The 18,435-nt window shown below is 47.6% G+C and carries 16 protein-coding genes; 3 read left to right on the top strand and 13 right to left on the bottom strand.

Annotated features, from left to right (window positions below; genetic code table 11):
• Positions 1–158: 158 nt before the first annotated feature.
• Positions 159–1,088 carry an AEC family transporter gene (locus AC3ITG_RS12720; protein WP_489253914.1) on the top strand — a complete coding sequence of 310 codons (930 nt, stop codon included), beginning with the start codon at positions 159–161 and terminating at the stop codon, positions 1,086–1,088.
• On the opposite strand, the gene AC3ITG_RS12715 is transcribed toward AC3ITG_RS12720, so the two are convergent.
• The 6 genes from AC3ITG_RS12715 to AC3ITG_RS12690 all read right to left on the bottom strand — a co-directional run bounded on the left by AC3ITG_RS12715 (position 1,066) and on the right by AC3ITG_RS12690 (position 6,119).
• Positions 1,066–1,656, bottom strand: a complete 591-nt coding sequence (locus tag AC3ITG_RS12715; protein ID WP_063563324.1) for a DUF2062 domain-containing protein — start codon at positions 1,654–1,656, stop codon at positions 1,066–1,068. The two genes, AC3ITG_RS12720 and AC3ITG_RS12715, sit on opposite strands and share 23 nt — an antisense overlap.
• Positions 1,657–1,714: 58 nt before the next feature.
• Complete coding sequence (locus AC3ITG_RS12710) at positions 1,715–2,173, bottom strand: OsmC family protein (protein ID WP_489253913.1); 459 nt, start codon at positions 2,171–2,173, stop codon at positions 1,715–1,717.
• A gap of 19 nt (positions 2,174–2,192) precedes the next feature.
• Positions 2,193–2,960: a DeoR/GlpR family DNA-binding transcription regulator gene (locus tag AC3ITG_RS12705; RefSeq protein ID WP_489254456.1), complete on the bottom strand. Its 768-nt coding sequence runs from the start codon at positions 2,958–2,960 to the stop codon at positions 2,193–2,195.
• 150 nt (positions 2,961–3,110) lie between these two features.
• Positions 3,111–4,241, bottom strand: coding sequence for an NADH-dependent flavin oxidoreductase (locus tag AC3ITG_RS12700; RefSeq protein WP_489253912.1), 1,131 nt, complete (start codon positions 4,239–4,241; stop codon positions 3,111–3,113).
• Positions 4,242–4,491: 250 nt separating this feature from the next.
• Positions 4,492–5,169, bottom strand: coding sequence for an SOS response-associated peptidase (locus tag AC3ITG_RS12695; protein WP_413377807.1), 678 nt, complete (start codon positions 5,167–5,169; stop codon positions 4,492–4,494).
• A 110-nt stretch (positions 5,170–5,279) separates the two neighbouring features.
• Positions 5,280–6,119: a helix-turn-helix transcriptional regulator gene (locus AC3ITG_RS12690; protein ID WP_489253911.1), complete on the bottom strand. Its 840-nt coding sequence runs from the start codon at positions 6,117–6,119 to the stop codon at positions 5,280–5,282.
• A gap of 192 nt (positions 6,120–6,311) precedes the next feature.
• Here AC3ITG_RS12690 and AC3ITG_RS12685 point away from each other — a divergent pair, with 192 nt between their 5' ends.
• On the top strand, positions 6,312–8,306 hold the full coding sequence (locus tag AC3ITG_RS12685; RefSeq protein WP_489253910.1) for a beta-galactosidase: 1,995 nt from the start codon (positions 6,312–6,314) through the stop codon (positions 8,304–8,306).
• Positions 8,307–8,410: 104 nt separating this feature from the next.
• Here AC3ITG_RS12685 and AC3ITG_RS12680 read toward each other — a convergent pair whose 3' ends face one another.
• From AC3ITG_RS12680 to AC3ITG_RS12665, 4 genes are all read right to left on the bottom strand, one after another.
• Positions 8,411–10,375 (bottom strand): AraC family transcriptional regulator, encoded by a 1,965-nt coding sequence (locus AC3ITG_RS12680; RefSeq protein ID WP_489253909.1) that lies wholly within the window; start codon positions 10,373–10,375, stop codon positions 8,411–8,413.
• 147 nt (positions 10,376–10,522) lie between these two features.
• On the bottom strand, positions 10,523–13,072 hold the full coding sequence (locus AC3ITG_RS12675) for a beta-mannosidase (RefSeq protein ID WP_489253908.1): 2,550 nt from the start codon (positions 13,070–13,072) through the stop codon (positions 10,523–10,525).
• A 258-nt stretch (positions 13,073–13,330) separates the two neighbouring features.
• The gene (locus AC3ITG_RS12670; RefSeq protein ID WP_489253907.1) at positions 13,331–14,356 is read right to left on the bottom strand and encodes a LacI family DNA-binding transcriptional regulator; all 1,026 of its coding nucleotides are present in this window, start codon (positions 14,354–14,356) and stop codon (positions 13,331–13,333) included.
• A 203-nt stretch (positions 14,357–14,559) separates the two neighbouring features.
• Positions 14,560–15,507: a DMT family transporter gene (locus AC3ITG_RS12665; protein WP_489253906.1), complete on the bottom strand. Its 948-nt coding sequence runs from the start codon at positions 15,505–15,507 to the stop codon at positions 14,560–14,562.
• Positions 15,508–15,672: 165 nt separating this feature from the next.
• On the opposite strand from AC3ITG_RS12665, the gene AC3ITG_RS12660 reads away from it, so the two are divergent.
• Positions 15,673–16,548, top strand: coding sequence for a LysR family transcriptional regulator (locus AC3ITG_RS12660; RefSeq protein WP_489253905.1), 876 nt, complete (start codon positions 15,673–15,675; stop codon positions 16,546–16,548).
• On the opposite strand, the gene AC3ITG_RS12655 is transcribed toward AC3ITG_RS12660, so the two are convergent.
• From AC3ITG_RS12655 to cyoE, 3 genes are all read right to left on the bottom strand, one after another.
• Positions 16,545–16,748 (bottom strand): hypothetical protein, encoded by a 204-nt coding sequence (locus tag AC3ITG_RS12655; protein WP_489253904.1) that lies wholly within the window; start codon positions 16,746–16,748, stop codon positions 16,545–16,547. The genes AC3ITG_RS12660 and AC3ITG_RS12655 overlap by 4 nt on opposite strands.
• A gap of 47 nt (positions 16,749–16,795) precedes the next feature.
• Positions 16,796–17,278 carry a tetratricopeptide repeat protein gene (locus AC3ITG_RS12650; protein WP_489253903.1) on the bottom strand — a complete coding sequence of 161 codons (483 nt, stop codon included), beginning with the start codon at positions 17,276–17,278 and terminating at the stop codon, positions 16,796–16,798.
• Between the two features lie 183 nt (positions 17,279–17,461).
• Complete coding sequence (gene cyoE / locus AC3ITG_RS12645) at positions 17,462–18,319, bottom strand: heme o synthase (protein WP_489253902.1); 858 nt, start codon at positions 18,317–18,319, stop codon at positions 17,462–17,464.
• Between the last annotated feature and the right edge of the window lie 116 nt (positions 18,320–18,435).

Raw genomic sequence — 18,435 nt, 5'->3', positions numbered from 1 at the left:
CCATATCAAAATAGCAATCCACCGCCCCTGCGCATCCCATCAAAGAAGCGGCCTCAAACATATGTTCATTACGCAAGTCAATACCAAAATCCATTCCCGACAAAGGTCAACTTCTGCTATGATAAAATAGGTTTTTCATCCAGAAAGGACTGAATTCGTTGTTTAATTCACTTCTACTCACGTTATATCATGTATTTCTGCCCATATCCCTTCCGGTGATAGGAGGCATTCTGCTAAAACAGTTCAAAAATTGGGATACTCGGCCGCTGTCGACCTTTTCCCTTTATATTTTGAGCCCTGCACTTATCTTTGATACACTGCTGCATGCCGAGATTACATGGACGGACGTAACGGGCACGTTCTGGTTTTCTATTATTAATTTAATCGCCCTGTGGGCACTGGCTGAACTGTTGAGCCGTATATTCCATCTTGGTGCAAGCGAAAAAGCGGGACTTACCCTTGTCTCCACGTTTACAAACTGCGTGAATTATGGGCTCCCGCTTGTGTTGCTTGCCTTTGGACAGCTTGGATTGGATAAGGCTTCGGTATATGTCATCGGACAGATGATCATTGTAAACACAGTAGGTATCTTTTTTGCCGCCAGATCCGAATTCACCGTCAAAAATGCGATTCTGTCCGTCTTCCGTATGCCTTCCATCTATGCTGCTGCGATAGCCATCATCCTGCGTGCATCCAATCTGAGCTTGCCAGTGGCACTGGATGGAGGCATCTCCATGCTCGCAGCCGGTTACTCCCCTGTCGTACTGGCCATTCTCGGTGCACAGATGCTAAGACCGCGCGGTTCCTCCGAACCTTGGAAACCCAACGTTCGCAAAGCGTTCTGGACGGGGCTTCTAGTACGACTGGCCGCAGCGCCAGTACTCTCATATCTAATCCTGACTGCACTTCAGATTGAAGGAACGTTATTCAGTGTACTGCTGATCCTGGCGTCCATGCCGACCGCAGTGAACGCGGTAATTTTAGCCGAGCAATTCAATGCTTCTCCGCAGTTTGTGTCCCGCTGTATTCTGTGGACAACCGCTGCGTCCATGGTCATTCTGCCGATCATGATTGTGATGTCTTCCTGATCAGCACGGAAGCTGAAGTTGGAGACATCGCTGCTTGCTTGCGTTTCTCCAACCGACGTTCAAAGCGGCGTTTGAGTGCTCTGACATAGAAGAACTTGACGACAAAGTAAGAAATCACACCCAGGATGACTCCAAAGACGGACATGCCTGCCAAAATATCCAGACCACCCCGCAATAGTTCACTTAGCGCGGACCAGTTGCCGCGAAACAGCTCCATAAAGGCACTCTCATGAACAAGCCCCTGCCCCATGCTGTGCGCCGGCAATATCCAGGAACCAATTTGCTTGGCAAGCGGCATCAATATAATGGGCAGGAAAGTTAGCTTGCCGACCACGTTGCCCACAATAGCCGCTGGCAGCGAACCACCGGACAAACGTACAATCGGATAGAACACGAGATATACCAGTGATGCTGTGGAAATGACGATCAATTCCAGACCAAAACCCAAAGCAAATCCGGTTGAAACTTTATGTGCCCCGCCGGGAGCACGTAACAATTTGAGAAAATTAAGCTTCAAAGCACGTGTTAAACGCGCAAAACGTGAGTTTTTGCTTTTCTGTAGGTTCATACCGAACTTCCCCTTATCTTACACAAATGACGGCTCAAGCCGCCTACTCTTTAGTATATCACACCGCGTTAACGCCTGCTGTTATAATCACTGGCTGTGTCTCGATGGCGACGTTACCTGCTACCGCTCTGGAGATCATGCAGGACTCTTCTGCTTTAAGTGCCAGGCGCTCTGCCTTCGTTACATCAGCATCAGATGCATCCGCTTTGAGCACAATGCGAGGTCTGTGTATGATCCGTTCGTACGTAAATACGTTATTGGTAACATCCACCGTCGCTTCAGACTCCAGTGTCAGATCATCCGGTGTAATATCTGATCGCTCCAGCATTGCTGCCAGCGTAATCAAATAACAGGTAGACGCTGCACCCAGCAGCATTTCATCCGGATTGGTACCGGTACCCGGACCACCCATCTCCTGTGGAATCGAAATGACTGTTTTTAACCCACCTGCATCAATATGCCCTTCACTGTTACGTCCACCATTCCAAGTAGCTTTCAGGTGAAAAGGATGTTTCATTATATTCATTCCTTTCTATTTAGACACGGACACATGCTATAGATTGTTCATTCAGTGCGGTAACCTGCTCTTCATCTAGGCCCAGATCAGTTATTACTTTTGCCACACTGCTGAGTTCCGCCACTCTTGTAAAAGCCTGTACGCCAAATTTGCTCGAATCCGCCAGCAAAATAACTTCATCAGCTATGCTGATCATCTTCTGCTTCACCAGTGCCTGCAATTCATTCGACTCACTGATGCCCTTGGTCAGATGTACACCTTTGCAGGATAAGAAAACTTTATCCACATGATAAGCATCAAGCGACCGTTCAGCTAGCGGCCCCACAAACGATAGGGACTTCGAAGCAAGCTGCCCGCCTGTCGCGATTACACGGATCTGTTCCTTGTTACTAAGCTCCGCCGCGACCTTAATGGAGTTGGTCAACACGGTGAGTGGTATGTTCGGCAGTCCTGCCGCCATATACCACGCAGTTGTACTGGCATCCAGCGCTATCCGGTCACCAGGCTCTACCATTTTCACCGCTTCGTCCGCAATTCTGCGTTTCTCTTCTGCATGAGTTACAGCCCGCTCCGGATAAGGGATTTCCGACTGCCCCTCTTCTTTATATTTTACGCTGACAGCCCCGCCATGGGAACGTCTGAGCCTTCCCGCCTGCTCCAGCTTGTCCAGATCACGACGGATCGTCTCTTCCGTCACACCGCAGCGCTCACTAAGCTCGGTTACGCGCATACTTCCCTGCGCATCTACCCATTCCACAATTTTCTCATAACGTTCAGCCACGAGCATCTTCATTCACTCCAAACCGTTGATTATCCAAGATGAATCCTGTTCATCCCATCATACCACAGTGCCCCCGGAAGGAGAATTTCATCGAGGGCGCAGAAGGTGCAAAAAAGAGGGAGCTTACGCTCCCTCCATTTCGGATGAAATTGTGTCTTATTTATCGTCAGCCATAGGGAACCAGCCCGGTGTGTGAATGATTGCATTCCACAGACCGTCAGGGATAACCAGACGTTCCTGATCCGATTTGGTGAGAATCGTCTCGATATCTTCTTCACGTCCGCTTTCGATTTTCTCAACCCAGTCAGGCTCGATAATCAGCTCACGGCCGATCGCAAGCAGTGGCACACCACTCTGAAGAGCTTCGGCTGCCTCATCTGCGGTATGGATGGCACCTACGCCAATGACAGGCAGTTTACCGTCCACGCGATCAAGGATAAATTCAATTCTGGAGCGAGTATCTGCTTCACCTCGTCTTGGCTTGGACCAGAACTCGTTGACGGATACATGCAGGTAATCCAGATTTTTATCTTTCAGCGCATCCACCAGTGCATACGTCTCTTCCATGGTCAATCCCGGTGTTTCCGGCTCTTCTGGTGAGAAACGGTATCCTACGATAAACGGCAGTTTCGTATGTGTAGCTACAGCCTTCTGGACTTCATCCACCACAGCCAGTGGGAATGTGAGACGTTTCTCGATGCTTCCACCCCAACGATCTTCACGTCGGTTGGAATGCGGAGAGAAGAACTGCTGGATCAAATAACCGTTCGCACCATGAATCTCAACACCGTCGAAGCCAGCTTCAATGGCGCGGCGGGTTGCTTCCCCAAAGTCTTTGATGATGGACGTAATTTCGTCATCAGACAGCTCTCTTGGTACAGGAGATCCCGGACGCTCACTGGCAACAGCGCTTGGAGCAGCGACTTGACCCGCTGGTACCGCTTGTTCTGGCGTGAGACGACCTGCATGGAAAATTTGTAGTACGGCTTTGGAACCTTGCTGCTTAATGGTATCGGCCAGACGTTTCAGACCGGGAATAAAGCTATCGTCATAACTACCAAATTGAGCTGGAAAACCAATTCCATTCGGAGTTACATGAGTTACCGCTGTAACAGACATACCAGCACCGCCGGTACGGCGTGCATAATAAGCAAGTTCAGCGTCTGATACAGTACCATCGGGATTCGAGGACATATGAGTCATGGGAGCGAGCACGATCCGGTTTTTCAGCGTAATGCCGCTTGGCAGTGAAACTTGTTCAAACATCGGGCTATACTTTGGATTCATTCGTGGTCCCCTCCTGATTAAATATCTCTTTTAATAGATATATGAATATATGCTTTCGCTTACTGTAATGATTATAGTTACGTTTCACTCACATTGCAACTTTTCATTTTTCACCCATATCCATTCCATGCTTAAAGCTCGCTGCTCCATTCACTTCCCGCCTTTTGTCCATTACACTTGTTTCTTGTTTCTCAACCCAAAGAGACGGAGTGTCCTATGACTCTCCGCCTCATAAAACTGCTTGCTCAGCTTAGAAACTGCGTACGTATGCTAGCTTCTGATCCATCTCTTCCACACATTCATAGCAGTCATGCTCATCATTGGCTACCATCGGAGTAACCGGATACAGATTCATCTCTGTACTGTTGTAGGATTTCAACAACGGCAGCAGTTGTGTCACACGTGTGTTCGCTGGATCCAGCCAGGTATTAATCTCTTCTTCAGACAGAATCGCCGGCATTTTGCTGCCAAACTCCCGTGTAACCATGTTCGCCCCCGCCATCAGCATCGTGCAGGTACGCAGCGGCTGTTTGCGCGTATCTTTCCAGACCTCGTATAATCCCGCAATGCCAAACAATCCGCGATCCGGCATAACCACACGCACCGCACAGCTTTTCTTGCCTTCCTGACGCCAGTAATACAAACCATTGCATGGAATAACACAACGCTTCGTCTCTACCAGCTTGTAGTAGGCTGGGTTCTCATGCACCGTCATGAGATTGGCGTTAACTGCATCGCGTCCCCAGAACGGAATGAATCCCCATCGGAACTCGTCCAATACCCTCTCACCATCCTGATGCAAAATAATCGGTGTATGCTGGGTTGGGCTGATATTGTAACGGTTTTTGTAATAATACATCACCCGTTCAATCTTAAAATGATCCCTGACCTCATCCAAATCGGCTGCCAATGAAAAACGGTTACACATGCTTAGGCACTTCCTTTCCCTGCTTGAATTGAATTTGATTGTATTGTTTGTTATTGCAGGGAAATTATGCATGCTTGCATAGAAAGCATCAGTAACCGTGTGAAATCTTCCTATTTCTCACTGCCTGAGCTATAGAGAAGCCTGAACTGCTGCGGGGTCATCCCGATATAGTTCCGAAACATGCGAATAAAATAACTGCTGTGTGTAAATCCCCACTGAGAAGCAATTTGTTTCACGGATAGTTCCGAGTCTGCGAGCATTCTCTTCGCGGCCAGAATGCGGCAGTCCAGCAGATACCTGCCGGGCGGAACACCCATGATGCTCTTGAACATGCGATTAAAATAATACACGCTGTATCCCGCTGTATCCGCCATTTCAGCAAGACTTAGCGGTTGTGTGCAGTGACGACGAATATAATCGGCCGTAGAGCGGATTGTATCCTGATTGTTCAGTAAAGACGCACCTTCGATTGACTCCGAATTCCGTGCCAATTCAACTAGCAACTCATACAGTACCGCCGACAATTTCGGTTCATGCACACTCTCATAACCTGCACCGAGCTGGCATAATTGTTCATGCAACTCCTCGAAACGGTCCTCTCCAGAGAAAGAAAAGAGCCACACTTTATCCGGATTCCGCAAGCCCAGCAACCGCTCCAGATCGTGGGCTTGCAGATGAATCCATCTGATATCCCAGGGATCAGATGGATTGGCATAATACTGCTGTGCTTGTCCAGGCGCATATAGAAAACCTTGTCCAGCCGTTAATCGGACGCTGCCCTGCTCGGTTCTCACTTCACCCTGTCCGTTGAAAACCAGATGCAGATTATACTCCCGTATTCCGTCCGGACGATGTTCCCTGTGCTCTGGATCGAGATATCTTCCGTAGGCTACCGGATAACATGTATACCCTGCATGCCCGGGCTCCGGCATAAACCAATGTATTCGCATGTGCTCAACCTTTCAGAATAGCAAGATCATGATATCCTATCGCAACATGTTATTATATTCCCCTCTCATTATCCATTATAAAATGAAATAGACTCGACACTCTTCCACAAGATGATGATAGTGGATTCATTAAGCACGGGCTTGACCGTGCATGAAAATCATTATGTTCCAGACCGAAGGAGAGTAACATACATGAACCAAAACCGACCTATACAAATGGGCGTTGATTATTATCCTGAACATTGGGACCCTAACCTGTGGGAGCAGGATGCCCGATTAATGGCCGATAGTGGTGTACGTATTGTACGTGTGGGTGAATTCGCCTGGAGCCGAATGGAGCCTGCCGATGGACAATTCGATTGGACATGGCTTGATCAGGCGCTCGATACCCTTCATCGCAATGGGCTTCAGGTGGTGATCGGTACACCAACGATGACACCACCGCGCTGGCTCACCGAAAAATGTCCTGATATTCTGCCGGTGTTGGCAAGTGGACAGTTGTACCATGAAGGAGTCCGCGGCCACCGCTGTTATAACAGTCCGAGCATGCGGACGTACAGTGCACGAATTGTCCAGAAGCTGAGCGAACGATATGCAGGACATCCGGCTGTGATTGGCTGGCAGACTGATAATGAGTTCAGTTTCACGGATTGTCAGTGTACTGCTTGTTCAGAGGCTTTTCGCGAGTGGGTTCGTGCCCGTTACATTACACTAGGGCAGCTCAACCAGACTTGGGGTACTGTTGTCTGGAGTGGAGAATACAGCGATTGGGAACAGGTGACGCCACCATATGGCGGCTCTCCGTTTCAGAATCCTTCGTTCCTGCTGGACTACTCCCGTTTTCAGTCGGATTCCATTGTGGCTTTTCAAAGCATCCAAATCGAGATCATTCGGCATAACTGTCCCGATCATTTTGTCACTCATAATTTTCACAGCTATCCGCAAAAGGCAGATCAATATAAAATCGGTCAGGACCTGGATTTCGCTTCTTTTGATTACTATCCCAACCCTTCACCGAACAAAACGGACACCGCACCTTACAGTGGCGCATTGTCGCTAGATCTGACACGTGGTATCAAACGCCGCAATTTCTGGATTATGGAGCAGCTTAGCGGACCTCCGGGATGCTGGTTTCCGATGTGGCGTACACCCCAGCCCGGCTTCATGCGTGCTTACTCATGGCAGACTATTGCCCGAGGAGCGGATGCGGTCGTGCATTTCCGCTGGCGCAGTGCCACTATAGGAGCAGAACAGTTCTGGCATGGACTGATTGATCACAGCAATGTTCCAGGGCGACGGTTCAAGGAGTTTCAGCAACTATGTACCGAAGTGAACAGTCTGGGTGAACGCCTTCAGAGCTCCACCTTACAGAACGAAGTCGCCATTCTGCATTCGCATGATCAGTTAAACGCTCTACGAATTCAGCCACAGGCGGAAGGACTGGAGTACTACGAAAATATTAAAGTATGGCATCGTGCCTTGACCAAAGGGGGAATCAGTACAGATGTTATCCATTCCTCGGAAGCGCTGGATGGCTACAAAATCATCATCGCCCCGCACTTATATTTGCTGGACGAGAACACCGCCGAACGTCTGCAAGCTTTTGCAGCGGATGGTGGCATATTGGTCTTAACGAATCGCACCGGTGTCAAAAACGATAACAACGTCTGTGTCATGGCGCCACTTCCAGGTATGTTATCTGCTTGCTCGGGCGTGCGTGTTACCGAATATGATCCCATCGGTAGTGACCAAATTCAGATTCGGGATGAGAGGAGCAACACATATGCTGCCTCACAATGGGCTGATGTGTTGGAACTGGACACGGCACAGCCGATTGCAGTTTATGCGGATCAATTTTATGCCGAAAGTGCAGCTGTCACTCGAAACAACTGGGGTAAGGGTGAAGTCTATTATGTAGCGACCCAGCCGGAAGAAACTTATTTGAGCCAGTTATTGCGAACTATCGCTGAACAATGTGGCCTGTCCGAGATTCAATCCCTGCCAGACGGTGTCCAGGTGACAACCCGCTCAGGACCGAATGGAACGTTTCGTTTCATCCTGAATTTAAGTCCTGAAACTGTCTCCATTCCATTGCAAGCATCCTACACCAGTGCATTGGATGGAACTTTGAAAGGACCTCGATTGGAACTGGGGCCGTATGATATCGAAATCTTGGAGATTCAATAATATGTAACATCTCTGCAGCTTAAAATAAAATGAACCATGAAAAGGCCCGGGTATGCACATCAAGTGCATCCGGGCCTTAAAGAATTGGCAGAAACAGCCTGTCCTCATTGTGTTTCTTTATTCATTTTAATAATCCATTCAGCCAAATCCTGTGTCTGTTTCAGGAGAGCAATTGGGTCACGGAACCAGGACTGCTCCTCCGTCCATATGTACACTCTTCCATTTTTGACAGCAGGCAATGACCCCCATACAGGGTCTGCCTGTAAATCTTCAAGCTTTGATTCACTGGTCAGAATGATGTAATCGCCCGCGTATTTGGAGAGCAGCTCAATTGAAAATTCATGATAGGCGCCTTGCATTAATTCGGCAGGTACAGCTGCGGGTGCTTGCAAACCAAGCAACTCGTAGATGTTACGCCCGCCACGGCCCGATTGATTACCAAAAACAAATACTTGGCGATCGTATTCCTGCATCACGGAGAAAGTAGTATCAGCTGGAACGACGGCCTGCACTTCCTGCTTTATATTAGCAATCTCTTGATCGAATTCCGCAAGCCATTGCTTCGCCTCAGCCTCTTTGCCAAGTACATCGCCAAAATAAGTGACCTCTTCCTTCAGTGTTGGGAAAGTAATGGATGCAATAGAGACAGTTGGTGCAATCTTGCTGTATTTTTCAAAAGCCGCTTTGTCTGGATTCAAGGTAATAATAAGATCTGGTTCCAGCTCCATCAGCTGTTCAATGGAGTCACCGATCGTTTCTAGTCCATCCAAATGCCCTTCCAGATAAGGGCTATTCATGAGAAATTGTCCTCCAGCAATGGGTTTGACACCAAGAGCAAGAACCGTTCCCAAATAGTCAATGGCAGCGACTCGCTCTGGATGTACAGGAACCTCTACCTCTCCAAAGGTTGTATTTACGGTTTTTGTTTCCACCGTTGCCGGTTGTTCGGGTTCAGCCGCAGTCTCTGGTGTTCCTGCCTCTTGCCCGGTTGTCCCACAAGCACTTAATGTAAACACAAGCACAAGTGACATGATGGCTGATCTTAACTGGTTAAACATGTTGATTTCCTCATCTCCATTGTATTGATAATGATAATCATCATCAACAAAAGGATAACGTTCTGTTCCTCCTGTTACAATGGATTCATTTGTTGCATTTACTGTACTATTTGAAACTCCATTCGTGTTTTCCCGCTGCTTTAATCGATACTGCCCTGGGGTGATGCCCATCTCTTTCTTGAACATGCGATTGAAATAAAAAGGGTCCGTATAACCCACATACATTGCAATCTCTTGTAGTGAAGCTTCCGTTGCAGAGAGCAGTGACCTGGCCTCTCCAATCCTCAACCGAATCAAATATTCGGTCGGTGTAACGCCGGTCTGTTCTTTGAATTTTCGTGACAAATATTGCGGGCTATAGTTCAACGACTGAGCGAGCGAATCAAGCGAGATTGATTCACGAAAATGAGTTGTGATATAACGCAAAACCTGATCCGTTAATGAGAGTTGCTGACCTTCATTTTCCACTCGAATCTGCTGGTTCAACACAAGTTGTATCAGTTGAAAGAAGTACCCTTTCACCTGGATTTGACCCAGTTGGTCCTGTCCGGTCCAGCAATGATGTATACTCCGAACAAGTTCATGCAACTGAAGCGCAGTGTCCGGCTCTAGTCCCCAGGAACGTTCAAAGGGATTGCTCTGTAACAGCATCATCCGGTAGTCCAGAAGAACGTTGGAGGGCAGCGTTGATTTGTAGAAAATCAGATATACCTCTATAACTCCGGTTGCTTCAAGAGTCAGACGCCTTCCTTTGCCTCCATGCACCAATAGAAATCTGCCTGTAGACCACACCTCTTCATCCAACCAAATTTGACCCTTGCCATGTACATACACAAACGCACTGGTTGGTAATACATAATTTCGATAACTTTTGTTTGTGGTTAATGATATAAGACGGACATCAAGCACCCGTACCTGAACCTGATCCCACAGCTTGATATCATCCTGAATCCCCATATAGACTTCCTTTCCTAAGCGATATAACACGCCCATGCCCAACCATTGTGACAAAGAACTCACCTATAATTGATAATGATTATCAATTATAACAATCTTGTTCATAACTTTGAAGTCCATTTCCCTTTTGGCACTGGAAAATAAAAAATCGCCGAAATCCCCCTATGGGAGATCTCAACGATTTTGCTGCTTCGTCTATAATTACAATTTGATAAAGTCAGCCATGGAACGAACCTGGATGGCCCCCGCCTTGGAGACAGCACCATCAGATCCTTGCAATTCCTCTCTGGATGTATACTTGACCTTCAACGGAATGCCAGGAATGAGGTCGAAGAAATTGTCCGAGAACACCCCTTCTGCCTCAGTAGAAATCCATACTTGTTTTGCAAGCACATCACTTTCCAAGACCAGATGCACGCCATCGTTCTCGGTAACTTCGGTTACTTTAATTTGCGCTGGTTGCAGTGCAATGTCCTTTGATGGTGCAAAATAATGCTCCTGTGTGATGTCGGCTGCCCCATCCTGCTTCAAATCAATACGCAGCAATGTTGTTGCAACATCGCGACCTTCCAGCCATTCCGCCTGGCTCAATGTCAGCACCTGTTGACCAGAGTTGGATGCTAGAGCGACTTCATGCTCTTCCTCACGATATACCGTGCCATCAAAGCCAATCAGGCGTACCTGGAGTTTGCCCTTCACAGGTTCAAGCTGATCCGAGATTAAATAAATATCCGTCACGTCATCCTTCGTACCATCTACCGATACCAAGATATCGCTGAAGCTGCGTTTCGCGTAATATTGCAATGCTTTCCAGCGTCCAAAGTAATCCATCCCCGCCCATGAAGCCACCGGCCAGCAATCGTTCATCTGCCAGTAGAGCGTTCCCATACAGAACGGTTTGCGGCGACGGTGCGCCTCAATCGCTGTTTTCATCGCTTCAGCCTGAAGCACTTGGCTCATATAGAGGAAGGATGGGAAATCCTTCGGTTCATGCATGTACATGTCCATGTATTGCTTGATCAGACGATTACCTGCCCCGTTCTTCTGATGCGCCAGCATGACTTCGGACTCCAGTGCCAGCTCCTCTTCCTCCGCATACTTGCGAACCGAATCATACTCAGGGAAGGACTGGAAGCCATACTCACTCATGAAGCGTCCAACATGAACGTTGTAGTTCTCAAATGGCTCTACATTATGCCACACACCCCAATAGTGGATATCCCCTTCTGACGTGGAGGGGTGAGCATGCTGTTTCTCGTCTCCCGACAGTGATACCAGTGGTGAAGAAGGCCAATAATCCACACCAGGAGCATAGGTTTCCACCACTTGCGGCAAAAGATCATGGAAAATAGCTTCGTAATCCGCCCAAATGCGTTCTCTTTGCTCTGCGTTGTAATCTTTTTTCCAGCCCCAGCCGCCATCCTCAATGTAATGCGCCCACGCTGAATCAATCTCGTTATTACCACACCACAGCACGATGCTTGGATGATTACGCAGACGTTTCACATTATCAATCGCCTCATGCTTCACACTGTTCAGGAAAGCCTCGTCTCCAGGATACATGCTGCAAGCAAACATAAAGTCCTGCCATACGAGCAAACCATATTCGTCACACAACTCGTAGAACACGTCTTCTTCATAGAAACCACCACCCCATACACGGAGCATATTCATGTTCGACTCGGCAGCAGACACAATCTCATGCAGATAACGCTCACGTGTCACTTCTGTTATGAAGCTGTCATTGGGAATGTGATTTGCCCCTTTAGCAAAGACAGCAACTCCATTTAACTCAAAATAAAAGGATGCTCCCGCTTCATCTTTGTCACGAACCAGACGAATGGACCGAATACCCGTTTTGACTGTGGACTCAGCCACAGCCTGTTCACCCTGGATCACTTCCGTATGGAAAGAATACATATGCGGGTCACCCAATCCGCGACTCCACCACAGCTTCGGCTCAACAATCGAGATTGGAACTTCCACAGTCTGGACGCCCGGTTTCAGGGTTACAGCCTGCTCCCAGCTCTGTTCATCCGTTCCTACTCGAATAATCGCTTCTATGGATTGCGAAGTCTCTACTTCCACGATCGCAGTGAGCGAAGCGGAAGCAGCGGTTACTTCATTTTGCTGAATGAATACATCATTAACTCGTACGTCCTTCCAGCCTTCAAGGCGTACTTCACGCCAGATTCCGCTGGTTACAAAACGTGGACCCCAGTCCCAACCATAGTGATACGGGGCTTTCCGTGCAAAAATACTCACTCTTTTGTCGCCTAGTCCCCCTACGTCAGATTGATCATTCGATGCAGGCAGGGCATATCCGAGCTTCTCCAGCTTCGGCAGATCTTCATTGATCGGAGAACGAAAACGTATTCGGATTACGTTGCCACTTGCCTTTACAACCGATTTCACATCGACTGTCCACACCCGGAACATATTGTCTGCCGACAACACATGTTGTTCATTCACATACACATCTGCATACGTATCCAGACCATCAAAGACCAGTTCCAGATGCTGCTGCGATAGAAGTGCTTCATTCACATCAAATTCAGTGCGATATTCCCAGTCTTTCTTATCGACCCATTGAATTTCTTTTTCGTTAGTTCCATAGAAAGGATCCGGTATTTTACCCAGTTTCAGCAAATCCGTATGCACACAGCCGGGTACGTGAGCCGGCATCCATTCCTGATCCTCACAAGCCTTGAACATCCAATTTTGAAAAGTCTGCGATTGTATTTTGCTCATGACAGCCTCCGTTATCATTGAAGTAGTTTAAAGAAAACACTTTGTTATGTTTTGTTATTAAAAAAATGGATAACTTACAAAACAAAATTAACATGATATGCTCAATTCAGTCAATCTGTTTTGTGAATTATTTCTAAAAAACTTATCCGACAAACAAAAAAAGACATGAAGCTCAATCTCTCCATGTCTTTTCACCCCAAGTTTATAGCGTACTTGTGTGTGTTATTTTTAACATTTCTAAATTCTCGTTCGTTAGCTTCACGTTAAAATAGCATTGTACTCATTACGAATGATTAATTCCGAATAGATCAGCTTTCTTTCAAAAGGCCCGTCCGGATGCTCCATGCGCCACAATAACTGGTCCACCGCACGTCTGCCCAGATTCTCCTTATCGATATGCACCGTAGCAAGAATAGGCTCTTCTGTACGGGTATTATCGAATCCGGTTACTGCACAACGCTCCGGCACCTCGATGCCCCTGCTTTGGAGTGCACCAATCACAACAGCGGCCATGTGGTCGTTGGCACAGACCATCACTTCGGGGATATCCTCCATCTTCATGCCCACAATGGATTCCCGAATGTGATCCAGATCAGGTCCCAGCAAATCTGCTTGCTGCGAAACCTGCAGCTGTATCTCTTCCAGTACCGAACGATAGCCGAGCCATCGCTCTCTAAAACTGGCTGCATCAGGCAATTCGCCAGCAAACTGTAGCCGTCTATAGCCCTTTCCAACGAGCATCAACACGAGTTCCTTCATGCATTTCATGTTATCTGTAAACACCGTATCTCCATGAATTGCCGGGTCTTCATGATCAACCATCACAAGTGGAATGTGCAGTCGATAAATCTCGAGCAATACGGATGTGGAAATGGAACCGACAGTAATAATTCCGCTGATAGCTTCTGGATTAAGGACCGAAAACATGCGATCCGAGGAAGGTTCCGTCAATGTCAGAATATCCATGCCCTTCTCATTCAGGCGTGCAGATATTCCGTCAAAGATGGGTCCCCAGTACAGGGAGGAACGATTCTGCGAACGAATGTTAGGAAACAAGATCAGAATAGTTCCCTGTCTATCCATCTTCATCTCCTGTTCAGCAGAGGATTCCACCAGATAACGTTTCGGTTCAGCTTTGAAATATCCGAGCTGTCCTGCCGTCCTAACAATCATCTCCCGGGTATGTTCACTGACGCCAGGTTTGCCGGTCAACGCACGAGAGACTGCGAATTTGGATACCCCCGCAGCATCAGCAATTTGCTGCATGGTTACTCTTTTGGCCATCCTTCTCACCCGTTTTTCCTTTATTTTTTCATTTAGTGTAGCATAAAAAAAGGGATTCAACAAAACAAGTTATGCAAAAATTCATTTTGTTAGGTTGATGATTTGCTAGGAATTCTGAAACTCTCTCGGATAAATAACAAAAAAAGTTCTTCCACCACCTTCACAACCTGAAGATGATAGAAGAACTCTTGATTTTTTCAGAATTATACGCCCGGTGCTCCCTGATCTCTCAGTTCGGTCTGTAATGCCGTCCGCTTTCTGCGCCAGAATAACGGATAAGGAACTCTGATCTCCGTAATCAGAACACCAATGAGCATCAGTACTGCACCCGCATACCCTTGCAGCGTAAGGGACTCCCCTTGAAAGGTAAACGCAAATGCTGCCGCAAACAACGGTTCGAGCGAAAAGATCAGACTCGTTCTCGTTGGTGATGCATGCCGCTGCGCGAGTATCTGCAAAATGTAACCAATGCCGCTGCATAGTACCCCCAGACCCAGAATGGCTGCCCAAGATTGTGGTGTGTCAGGCAGACGTGGTGTCTCCAGCATAAATGTAGCAGCCAGCCCCCACAGGGCTGCAACGCCCAGTTGAACCGTACCCAGGGTTAGTGGATCATGCTTCGGCGTATACTTGCCAGCAATCATAATGTAGATCGCGTACATTAATGCTGCGAGAATGCAGAGGATATCCCCCATATGCAGGCTAAGCTCATGTTGAAGTGTCAACAATGCGAGCCCGGTTACCGCCACGAGAATACTTATCGTTAACCGCAAGTCTGGCATTCTGCGATGCAGAATTGTCGTCAGGATGGGCACAAAGATCACTGCCAAACTGATCAAAAATCCTGCCTGGGAAGCCGTTGTGCGCTGTACTCCATAAGTGATAAATACAAAGGCCGCGAATAACGCTGTTCCCATAATAGCCCCTGCTGCAAGCGTTCTTCGATCCATTCTGAACAGTCGCTGATGGAAAAGGACAGCTGCCGCAATAAAGGCAATTCCAAACCGGAAAGCGACCAGATTCAATTCCTGCATGGACTCCAGTCCTGATTTCATAAACAGATAGGATGATCCCCATATTACCGTTGCGAGCAGCATCTGCAAATCCGCTCTTCTAGATGCCTGACCTTGTGGTGCACGTACTCCGTTCATCTTGCTTCTACCTTCATTCTATGTATTGTAATCTATCCGAGGCTCTGTCGAACTAACTCGCCTTGGCAAGTATAAACGATCTCTTTGCATTATAAAAATGAATATTTATAATAGTTAATATGAAATAAACTCATGCATTAAACGAAGAGAGGAACGAAATCTTTCATGTCATTGGTCAAATACGAAATTTTGAATGCCGTAGTGGAATACGGCAGCCTTACCAAAGCAGCAGAAGCATTGAATATTACCCAATCAGCGGTCAGTCATGCGATCGCTAGTCTGGAGACCGAGTGTGGTTTTTCACTGCTGAATCGCGGCCGCTCCGGTGTACGACTAACTGCCGAAGGGGAACGGATTCTGGGCTATACTCGTGAAATTCTGCGCTGGACGGAACTGATGAACCAGGAGATTTCGTTGATTCGCGGCGCCGAGATTGGAACCGTGCGCATCGGCACATTCGCCAGTGTATCCACACAGTGGCTGCCTGGCATCCTGAAGCAATTTCGCCTCGGTCATCCCGGAATTGAAATTAAGCTGTGGGAAGGGGACTACGCAGAAATTGAAGGCTGGCTGGCAGGAGGTGCTATCGATCTTGGCTTTCTGTCCCTTGGCGATTCTTCGCCTTTTGAGACGATTCCATTACAAAAAGACAGGATGATGTGCATCCTGCCTCGGGAACATCCACTCGCTACGGAGAAGTCTGTCTCATTTGATGTATTGCTGGAACAGCCCTTTATTTTACCTAAATGGGGTGGTGATAACGAGATCGAACGGTTGATCCGGCAGCATGCGGCCAAGCTGAATGTGGTCTATGAAGTCGCCGAAGATCAGGCCATCATGGCGATGGTTCGAAACGGTCTTGGCATCAGTCTTTTGCCTGAAATGGTTCTTCAACACCATACGAACGAGCTCTCTCTCGTTTCACTCACTGGAGATCCTTATCGTACAATTGGCATCGCTTGCCCGTCTCTCACTAACCTGTCCCCTGCTTCGCGTCGTTTCATTGAAGCGGTACAGGAATGGCTAGCTCCATCGTTCTAACCGACGTTACTTACAAATTGTATGATACCAATGACCAGCATGAGAACAAATACGATGGCAATCACAATTGCAAAACCAATTAGAAAGCGTACACCGGGTGAGCGTCTGTTCGCCTGTTGAGCTTCTGCCAGGTAATCCAGCTTCTGCTCAAGCCGGTCAAGTCTTTCGTGCACCTGTTCTTGTTCGTGATTCGAATTCATCCAATCATCTCCTTTAGATTAGGTGTTATCGCTCGAATACATTAGGTTTACTCCCATACCCGATCCAACTGATCTGCATAGAAACGGATTGCTCTGCTGTAGTCGGTTATTCCCTTATCCCTTGATGTATCGGCCAGTTGTACCAGCAGCCGCTTCATTGCCTCCGCATGCTCGCCCAGATTGTAGAGCACCATGGCAAGAAAAACTTCAAATTCCCGGTTCTCCGGGAATTCACTTAACCCCTTTTCAAACCAGGCCTTCGCCTGCTCATACTGCCCCAGAGTCCGATATGTGCTGCCAAGTCCGAGTATGGCACCTGTCCTGTCCTCAACCGGAAGCCCTAGACTTAGAGCCTTCTCATAATGCGGTACCGCTGCACGCTCCAGTCCAAGTGAATCATGAGCCCAAGCCAGCTGGTACCAGACCTGCGCATTGTCCGGTTCCTGTAATGCCAGCTCCTGCAGCAGCTCTATCGCCTCCTGCATTTTCCCCTCCGTCCTCAAGAGGATAGCCTGCTGTAAATCATTCATCTACTCCACTTCCCATTCTTCCAAAATCATTTTCCAAAGTATAATTATAGCAAAAAAACACCCCGAGAAGTATGCCGGAACAACCAGAGGTTGTCCAAGCCTATTCTACAGCGTGCTTTTTCGTAAGGTGCCAGCTAACTTGGCATCTTCATATTCGAATATTTTACAAAAGTGATGAATCGCTCAGGACCAGGTTGTGTTTGCCACCATTACAATGAATACAACCATGAGATAATTGACGGAGATCAGAAAGTTAACCTTAGCCCATTTCTCATTATCCTGAGTTTTCAATCCGCTTAGTGTATGGACAAACCAGATCAGACCACCAATGACGGATACAAGCAGAAACACAAGCCCAACATAGTTGTAGTAATACAACAGAAATACAGCAGGAAGCAACAGAAACACATAAGGAATCATCTGCACCTTTGTACGCTTCACACCTTTGACTACCGGCAACAGTGGGAAACCGGCTGCACGATATTCTTCCACTCTGCGAATCCCGAGTGACCAGAAGTGAGGTGGCTGCCACAGAAATAACAGCGCAAACAGCAACCAGGCACCTACATCAATCTGATTGGTTACCGCGCAATAACCGATTACAGGCGGCATCGCCCCCGCAATTCCACCTAATGACGTACTCCAGGTCGAGCTGCGTTTGAGCCACATCGTGTAGATCACGATATAAGCAAACCATCCGAGCAGTGCCATCCAACCGGATAACGGATTGACCAGGAAGTACAGTAGCGCAAAACCAACCACACCAAGAACAATTCCATACCCGAGTACAAACTTTGGACTGAGATGGTTGATGTAATCAATCCGCTTTTTGGTGCGCTCCATCTTCTGATCCAATTCACGATCCCAGTAGTTGTTAATTACACAAGCCGAAGCGATGACCAAGGTTGATCCAATCAACACCATGAGCAGAGATATCCACGAGATATCCCATTTTGAAGCGACCCAGAACCCTACCGCTACCGCAAACACATTTAGCCGCAAAAGTCCGGGTTTCGTTAATGCAATCATGTCTTTATGCATGAGAAGCCTCCTGAACTATGTAAAAACACCATTCCTATAATGATACATGTACATACCATGAATTACAATCTCCTTCATGAATTTGTCATAACCAAAAAGCATCCCAACCGGTTCAA

This window comes from Paenibacillus sp. GL_099_B, from assembly GCF_057835695.1.
Note: the sequence above shows the minus strand (reverse complement) of the source record. Positions and strands in the feature narration are given on the sequence as shown.